Raw genomic sequence first — 9367 nt, 5'->3', positions numbered from 1 at the left:
CGACCAGCTCCAGCTGCTCCAGCCACTGCAGGGCCAGATAACGGCCCAAGAAACCGGTCGCCCCGGTCAACAGGACCGTCCGCACCTCCGAGCTCGGGCCCGGCAACGACGGCGCGCCGCTCAGCGTCGCCGCATCGATGAACTTGTCCAACGTCAGATCGCTCGCGTAGATCTGGGTGGCGTCACGACCGTGCACCGAGGCGAAGCTGGCCTCCCCACCCTCGGCTTCGTCCGCGCCGCTAGCGTCGTGCTCCGCCCGGTGGCCGAGGCGGCGCACCGTCGGCGCCTCGAACAAGGTGCGCACCGAGAGGTTGGCGTCGAGGGCCGTGTTGATCTCGGCGATCACCCGCATGGCGGACAGCGAGTCGCCGCCGAGGTCGAAGAACGAGTCCTCGACCGAAACCCGCTGCAGCCCAAGGACGTTGGCGTAGATCTCGGCAAGGGTCTCTTCCACCGGGGTGGCCGGGGCCCGGTATTCGCCGCCGGTCTTCTGGTACTCGGGGGCGGGCAGGGCCCGCTTGTCGAGCTTGCCGTTGACCGTCAACGGCAGCGCATCCAGCGCCACCACCGCGACGGGCACCATGTACGCCGGCAGCCGCTCGCCCAACTGGGCCCGGATCTCGGCCGGGTCGGCGGTGCCGGTGATGTAGCCGACCAACCGCTTGTCGCCGGGGCGGTCCTCGCGGGCGATGACCGCGGCCTGCTCGACGCCGGCCAAACCGGCCAGGGCCGCCTGGATTTCGCCGAGCTCGATGCGGTAGCCACGGATCTTGACCTGCTCGTCGACCCGGCCCAGGTACTGCAGCTGGCCGTCGGCGCCCCAGCGGACCAGGTCCCCGGTGCGGTACATGCGCTGGCCGGGCGCCCCGAACGGGCACGCCACGAACCGCGAGGCCGTCAGGCCAGAGCGGCGCGCATAACCGGACGCCACACCGCGACCGGCGATGTAGAGCTCGCCGACGACGCCCTGCGGCGCCGGACGCAGCCACCTGTCCAGCACGAACAGCGCCGCCCCTGGCACCGGAGAGCCGATCGGGGCTCCCGTGTCCGGGCTCAGCGGCGCGCTCATCGCCGCGTACACCGTGCCCTCGGTCGGGCCGTACGCGTTGATCATCACCCGGCCCGGCGCCCACCGGTCCACCACCTCGGGCGGGCAGGCCTCACCGGCGACCACCAAGGCCGTCGCTTCCAGCCCCTCGGGCGAGAGCATGCCCACCGCCGACGGGGTCTGGCTGAGCACCGTCACGTTCTCCGCGACCAGCAGGGCGTGCAGGTCCCTCGGGGAGCCGGCCACGGATTCGGGCACCACGACCAGCCGGCCGCCGTGCAACAGCGCGCCGAAGATCTCGTGCACCGAGACGTCGAACACCAGGGAATGCCACTGCGCCCACACGCCCGGGTCCGGCAGGTCGGCGTGCAGCCTCTCCAGCAGTTGGGTGGCGTTGTGGTGGGTGACGGCCACACCCTTCGGGACACCCGTGGTGCCCGACGTGTAGATCAGGTACGCGATGTCCGCGGCCGTCGGTGCCGGTAGCGCCGTGGCGGGCTGGGTCTCCACCGACGGGTCGTTGACGTCGATGATCAGCAGGTCGGAGCCGTCCAGCCGCGATCGCAGGTCGGCGGTGGTCACCGCGGCGACCGGCGCGGCGTCGGCGAGCACGAACTCGATCCGCGCCGCGGGAACCGCCGGGTCGATGGGCAGGTAGGCCGCCCCGGTCTTGAGCACCGCCAGGATGGCGACGATCGCCTCGGCCGAGCGGGAGAACAGCAGCGCCACGCTTTCGCCCGGGCCCGCGCCGTGCCCGGCGAGCAGGTGGGCCAACCGGTTCGCGGCCGCGTCGAGCTCGCGGTAGGTCATCGAGCGGCCCTCGAACGTCAGCGCCACGGAATCCGGCACGCGGGCCACCTGCTTGGCGAACAGGGCCGGGATCGACTTCGCCGCCCGCACCGGCGCGGTCAGCACCGCCCGGTTGCCCCACTCGTCGAGGCGGGCGCGCTCCCCGCCGTCCAGCACATCCATCGCCGAGAGCCGCTGGCTGGAGTCGGCGGTCATGGCCCCCAACACCCGCTGGAACCGCTCGATCAGCGACTCGATCCCGGCGGTGTCGAAGACGCTGGTGTCGAACTCGACGCGCAGGCCCAGTTCGCGGCCCGGAAGCGCCATGACCGAGAGCGGGTAGTGGTTGTATTCGCGGTTGGTGACGTCGGTGATCGCCAGCTCGTGGAAGCCCAGCGGCACGCTGGTGTCGATCGGGTAGTTCTCGTAGAGGAACAGCGTGTCGAACAGCACGTCGTGGCCCGTGACGCGGTGAATCTCGTTGAGCGCCAGGTGCTCGTGCTCGATCGTGTCGTTGTGGGCGCGCTGCAGTTGTTGCAGCAGCTCGGCGACGGTGGTGCCCGCTGTGACGTTGGCGCGCACCGGCACCGTGTTGATCAGCAGGCCCACCATCGACTCGGCGCCGACCAGATCGGCGGGCCGGCCCGACACCGCGGTGCCGAAGGCCACGTCGTGCTGGCCGGTCAACCGCATCAGCAGCTGCGCCCAGGCAGCCTGCAGCACGGTGTTGATCGTGGTGTGGCAGGACCGAGCCAGCTCGCCCAGCGCGCGCGTCGTCTCCGCGGGCAGCCGGTACGACTCGACGCCGCGCCGGCCCAGGCCCAATCGGGCCGGCGGACCGACGAGCGTGGGGGTGTCGAAGCCGGCCATCACCTCGGCCCACGCCGCCCGGGCGGCCGTGCGATCCTGGGCCGCGAGCCAGGTCAGGTAGCTGCGGTAGGACGCTGGCGCCGGCAACCGCTCGCCGTAGTAGCTGGTGAGGATCTCGCGCAGCATGATCGGCAGCGACCATCCGTCCATCACGATGTGGTGGTTGGTCAGGACGAACCGGTGCCGGTTGTCGGCGGTGCGGATCAACGCCGCCCGGAACGCCGGCCGGTGCGCGAGGTCGCTGACCGCCGCACGCTCGGCGGCGCAGAGCTGTTCGATCTTCTCTTCGGGGTCCAGGTCTTCCGCGCCGAGCTGGACGTAACGCCATGCCATCACCGGGTCGGCCGGGATGACCTGAACCGGCTCGCCGAACTGGGGGCAGAACCGGGCCGCGAGGTTGGGATGCCGGTCAACGACGGTGTGGACGGCCTCGCGCAACCGATGCGCGTCGAGGTCACCGGTCACGGTGATACCGAGCTGCACCGCGTACACGTCGTCGCCGGGGTCGTGCGCGAAGCTGGCGTGGAAGAGCAGCCCCTGCTGCAGCGGGGTCAACGGCAACACGTCGGCGACCGCGTACTGCTGGCACAGGTCGTCGAGTTGCTGCTGGGTCAGCCGGGCGGGGGCGACGTCCGACGGGGTCAGCCCGCCACCGCCGCTGCGCACGTGCGCGCAGATCCCGGCGAGGGCCTCGAACCACAACTGGCTCAACCGGCTGACCTGTTCGTGGTCCAGCGCCGAGGGCGCCCACGTCCAGTTGGCCTGGAGGTGGGGGCCGTCCTCGGTGTCCATGGTCCCGGCGTTGAGGTCGACGGTGTGCATCAACGGCATGGGCAGCGCCGCGCTGGCGGCGCCGGTGAACGACAGGCTGTCCTGGCTGATCCGCCACATCTCGCCCGGCAGGTCGGCGGCCGCGCCCAGGCGACCCAGGTAGTTGAACCCGATCACCGGGTCGGAACCGTCCAGGTCGACCTCGGCGTTCATGTACCGCAGCAGCCCGTAGGTCAGCGGGTCGGGCAGGGCACGCAGCTGTTCCTTGGCCTTCTTCACCAGCACGCCGAGCGCGGGGTCGCCGGCCATCACCTGCGGCCAGTCCAGTTCGCCGACGGTCAGCGCGACCGGGTACTTGGTGGTGAACCAGCCCACGGTGCGGGACAGGTCGACGTGCGGGCCCAGTTCCTCGTGGCGGCCGTGGCCCTCGACGTCGATGCCGATCGGTGCGCCGGTGCCCACGAACCGCGCCCAGGCCAACCCGAACGCGATCAACAAGATGTCCTGCACCCCGGCGTGGAACGCCGAGGGCACCTCACCCAGCAGCATCCGGGTGGTGTCGACGTCCAGCGACACCGACAGCTGCTTGGCCGTCTCGTAGGTGTCGAGGTCGGGGCGCACCGCCGGCAACAGCGCCGGGGTCGCGGCGACCTCACGCCACGCGTCGGCCTGGGCGACGACGTCGGCTCGCTGGGCGTGCTCGGCCAGCATCGCCGACCACCGGGCGAACGACGTCCCGCCCGTCGGCAACGCCACCGGCTGGCCGCTGTGGTGCTGTGCCCACGCGATGTTCAAGTCTTCCAACAGAATTCGCCACGACACCCCGTCGACGGCCAGGTGGTGAATCATCAACGCCAACTGGGCCGTGGCTTCGGCCCACACGGCGCGCAGCATGATGCCCGCCGCGGGGTTCAGCTGCGAGCGCGCAGCCACCAGCGCCGCGTCGGACAACGCGTCGACGGTGTGCATGCACGCGTCCGCCTCGACCGCGCCCACCTCGGGCACGTGCAGCGACCAGCCGCCGGCGCCGTCGTCGTCCACGCGCATCCGCAGGGTGGCGTGCCGGTCCAGCAGCGACTGGAGAACCACCTGGACGTCCTCGCGGGTGACGCCCGCGGGGGCCTGCACGACCATGGTCTGGTTGAACTGGTCGGTGGGACCGTCGACCTGCTGCAGCCAGCGCATGATCGGGGTCGCGATCACCGGGCCGAGGCCCTCGTCGACCACGTCGTCGTCGGAGGCCACGCCTGCCACCCGGGCCAGCCGGGCCACGGTCTGCTCGACGAAGACGTCGCGCGGGCGGCACACCACACCGGCGGCGCGGGCGCGGGCGACGACCTGCATGGACAGGATGCTGTCGCCGCCGAGGTCGAAGAACGAATCGTCGACGCCGACCCGCTCGAGGCCGAGGACCTGGGCGTAGATGGCGGCCAGGGTCTCTTCGACGGCCGTGGTCGGGGCGCGGTATTCACCGGTCGTCTTCTGGTACTCGGGGGCGGGCAGGGCCCGCTTGTCGAGCTTGCCGTTGACCGTCAACGGCAGCGCATCCAGCACCACGACCGCGGCGGGCACCATGTATTTGGGCAGCCGCTCGCCGAGCTGGGCGCGGACCTCGGCGGGGTCGGCGGTGCCGGTGATGTAGCCGACCAGCCGCTTGTCGCCGGGTCGGTCCTCGCGGGCGATCACGGCCGCCTGGTCCACGCCGTCCAGCCCCGCGAGCGCCGTCTGGATTTCGCCGAGCTCGATGCGGTAGCCGCGGATCTTGACCTGCTCGTCGGCGCGCCCCAGGTACTGCAGCTGGCCGTCGACGCCCCAGCGCACCAGGTCGCCGGTGCGATACATCCGCGTCCCCGGCGCCCCGAACGGGCACGCCACGAACCGCGAGGCCGTCAGCCCCGACCGGCGCACGTAGCCGGAGGCCACGCCGCGACCGGCGATGTACAGCTCACCGACGACGCCCTCCGGCGCGGGCCGCAGCCACTTGTCCAGCACGAACAGCGCGGCCCCCGGCACGGGTGAGCCGATCGTCGGCGCCCCCGACTCGGCGGTCAGCGGCGCGCTCATCGATGCGTACACCGTGCCCTCGGTCGGGCCGTACGCGTTGATCATCACGCGCCCCCGCGCCCACCGGTCCACCACCTCGGCCGGGCAGGCCTCGCCCGCCACGATCAGCGCGGTCGAATCCAGGCCGTCCGGCGACAGCATTCCCACCGCCGACGGGGTCTGGCACAGCACGGTGACCTTCTCGGCGACCAGCAGCGCGTGCAGGTCATCCGGGGAGCCGGCCACCGACTCGGGCACCACGACGAGGCGTCCGCCGTGCAGCAGCGGGCCCCAGATCTCCCACACCGACACGTCGAACACCAGCGAGTGCCACTGCGACCAGACACCGGCCTCGGGCAGGTCGGCGGGCAGCTTCTTCAGCAACTGGGTGACGTTCTGGTGGGTGACCGCCACGCCCTTGGGCGTTCCGGTCGTGCCCGAGGTGTAGATCATGTACGCGATGTCCTCGGGGGCCGGGCCCGGCAGCCCCGAGGTGGGCTGTTCGGCCACCGCGGGGTCGTCGACCTCGACGACCAGCAGTTCGAACCCGTCCAGCCGCGGCCGCAGCTCGGCCGTCGTCACCGCGGCGACCGGGGCCGCGTCGCCGAGCATGAATTCCATCCGGGAGGCCGGGACGGCCGGGTCGATCGGCAGGTAGGCCGCGCCGGTCTTGAGCACGGCGAGGATCGACACAATCGCCTCAGCCGACCGCGACTGGAGCAGCGCCACGCTTTCGCCGGGGCCCGCGCCGTGCTCGGCCAGCAGGTGGGCCAGCCGGTTGGCGGCCTCGTCGAGTTCGCGGTACGTCAGCGTGCGGCCGTCGAACGTCAGCGCCGGAGCCTCCGGAACGCGGGCGACCTGCTTGGCGAACAATGCCGGAATCGAGACAGCACCCGTCGCCGGTGCGGTCAGCACCGCCCGGTTACCCCACTCGTCGAGGCGGTCGTGTTCGCCGCCATCGAGCAAGTCGATCGATAACAATCGCCGCCCTGCGCCGACGGTCATGACTGCTCCTCCACATCTGCGGTCATGGCTTCCAGCACGCGCCGGAACCGCTCGATCAACCTCTCGATTCTGCCCTTGTCGAAGACTTCTGTATCGAATTCGACGCGAAGACCCAGTTCGTGACCCGGCACGGCTTGCACCGAGAGCGGGTAATGGTTGAATTCCCGGTTCGTGAAACCGTCGATGGCCAGTTCATCGACGGCCGATAACGCGGCGGTGTCGATTGGATAGTTCTCGTACACGAACATGGTGTCGAATAATTGGTCGTGTCCCGTTACACGATGGATTTCGTTCAGCGCCAGATGCTGGTGCTCGAGCGTGTCGTTGTAGGCGCCTTGTAGCTGGTTGAGCAGGTCGGCGATGGTGGTTTCGGCGCCGATCGTCGCCCGCACCGGCACCGTGTTGATCAGCAGCCCCACCATCTGGTCCGCGCCCGGCAGATCGGTCGGCCGGCCCGAGACCGCCGTCCCGAAGGTGACGTCGTGCTGGCCGGTCAGCCACATCAGCAGCTGCGCCCAGGCGCCCTGCAGCACGGTGCTGACGGTGGTGTGGCACGACCGGGCCAGCTCGCCGAGGGCCCGCGTGGTCTCCGCCGACATCTGGAACGAGGAGACGGCCCGCGGCCCGAGGCTCATCCGGCCGGGCGGCCCGACCAGCGTGGGGGTGTCGAAGCCGGCCAGCACCCGGCGCCACGCCGCCTGGGCGGCGCCGCGGTCCTGCGCGGCCAGCCAGTCGACGAACTTGCGGTAGGGCACGGGGGCGGGCAGCGGTACGCCGTAGTAGGCGGCGAAGATCTCCTGCAGCAGGAGCGGCTTCGACCAGCCGTCGAGCACGATGTGGTGGTTGGTCAGCACGAAGCGGTGCCGGTTGTCGGCGGTGCGGATCAGCGCGGCCCGGAACGGCGGGCGTTCCGCCAGGTCGCACACCGCGGCGCGCTCGGCGGCGCACAGCTGCTGGATCTGCTCTTCGGGCTCGAGGTCTTCGTCGTCGAGTTCGACGTAGCGCCACGCCAGCGGCGGGTCGGCCGAGAGCACCTGCACGGGCTCGCCGAAGTCTTCGATGAAGTGCGCCACCACGTTGGGATGCCGCTTGATCGCGGCGTGCACCGCGTCGCTCAGCCGGTGCGGGTCGAGCGCACCGCTCACGCTGATGTCGAGCTGCACCGCGTACAGGTCGTCGCTCCCGTGCGCGGTGCCGGTGTGGAACAGCAGGCCCTGCTGCAGCGGGGTCAGCGGCAACACGTCGGCGATCGCGAAGCGCTGGCACAGCTCGTCGATGTCGCGCTGGGTCAGCCGGGCGGGGGCCAGGTCCGACGGGGTCAGCCCGCCGCCACCGCTGCGCACGTGGCTGCAAATGCCGCTCAGGGCGTCGAACCACAACTCGCTCAGCCGGCCGACCTGGACCTCGTCGAGCGCCGAACGCGCCCACGTCCAGTTGGCCTGCAGCAGCGGGCCCGCGGCGGTGTCCAGGGTGCCGGCGTTGAGCTCGACGGTGTGCGGCAGCGGCATGGGCACCGCCGTCGCCGCCCCGGCCAACGCGAGGCTGTCCTGGTCGAGGCGCCAGAAGTCGGCGGAGAGTTCGGCGGCGCCACCCAGGCGGCCGAGGTAGTTGAACCCGATCACCGGGTCCGACCCGTCCAGCTCGACGTCCGGGTTCAGATACCGCAACAGCCCGTAGGTCAGCGTGTCCGGCAGAGCACGCAGCTGCTCCTTGGCGTCCTTGACCAGCGCGCCCAGCTCGGCCTCACCGGCGACGACCTGGCCCCAGGACAGGCCGCCGACCTTGAGGGCGACGGGGTACTTGGTGGTGAACCAGCCCACGGTGCGGGACAGGTCGACGTGCGGGCCCAGTTCCTCGTGGCGGCCGTGGCCCTCGACGTCGATGGCGATCGGCGCGCCGGTGCCCACGAACTGCGCCCAGGCCAAGCCGAACGCGATCAACAGGATGTCCTGCACCCCGGCGTGGAACGCGGCGGGAACCTCGCCCAGCAACAAACGGGTGGTGTCGGCGTCGAGCGACACCGACAGCTGTCCCGCGCTGACGAAGGTGTCGATGTCGGGCGCCACTGCCGGCAGCGGCGCCGGCGTCGACGCGATCTGCCGCCACGCCTCGGCGGTGTCGACAACCTCCGGCCTGCGCGCGTGTTCGGCCAGCAGCGACGACCACCGGGCGAACGACATCCCGCCCACCGGCAGCGCCAGCGGCTGGCCACTGTGGTGCTGAGCCCACGCAATGTTCAAGTCTTCCAACAGGATTCGCCACGACACCCCGTCGACGGCCAGGTGGTGGATGACCAACGCCAACTGGCCCGTGGAGGGCACCCACACCGCGCGCAGCATCGCGCCGCTGGCCGGGTTCAGCTGGTCGCGCGCGGCCGCCAGTGCCGTGTCGGACAGGGTCTCGACGGTGTGCACACACCCCGCGGCGTCGACCGCGCCGACCTCGGGCACCCGCAGGGACCAGCCGCCTTCACCGTCGTCGTCGACCCGCAGCCGCAGCATGGCGTGCCGATCCAGCAAAGCCTGCAGGATCAGCACCACGTCGCTCTCGCCCACCCCGGCCGGGGCCTGCACCACCATGGTCTGGTTGAACTGCTCGACCGGGCCGTCGACGCTGTGCAGCCACCGCATGATCGGGGTGGCGACCACCGGGCCGATGCCCTCGTCGACCACGTCGTCGTCGGTGGCCAGCCCGGCGACTCGGGCCAGCCGGGCGACCGTCTGTTCGACGAAGATGTCGCGCGGGCGGCACACCACACCGGCCGCCCGGGCGCGGGCGACGACCTGCATCGACAGGATGCTGTCGCCGCCGAGGTCGAAGAACGAGTCGTCGACGCCGACC

General features: G+C 71.3%; 2 protein-coding genes. Both read right to left on the bottom strand.

The window, feature by feature from the left end:
- Positions 1 to 6502, bottom strand: a 6502-nt coding sequence (locus A5692_RS20840; RefSeq protein ID WP_369830314.1) for an amino acid adenylation domain-containing protein, incomplete at its 3' end; no start/stop codon positions are given.
- Between the two features lie 20 nt (positions 6503 to 6522).
- The coding region (locus A5692_RS20835) for a condensation domain-containing protein (protein WP_231984390.1) at positions 6523 to 9367 on the bottom strand (2845 nt) is incomplete at its 5' end.

Source organism: Mycobacterium sp. E342, from assembly GCF_001667665.1.
Classification (GTDB): Bacteria; Actinomycetota; Actinomycetes; order Mycobacteriales; family Mycobacteriaceae; genus Mycobacterium.
This window is presented reverse-complemented; position numbering and strand designations above follow the sequence as displayed.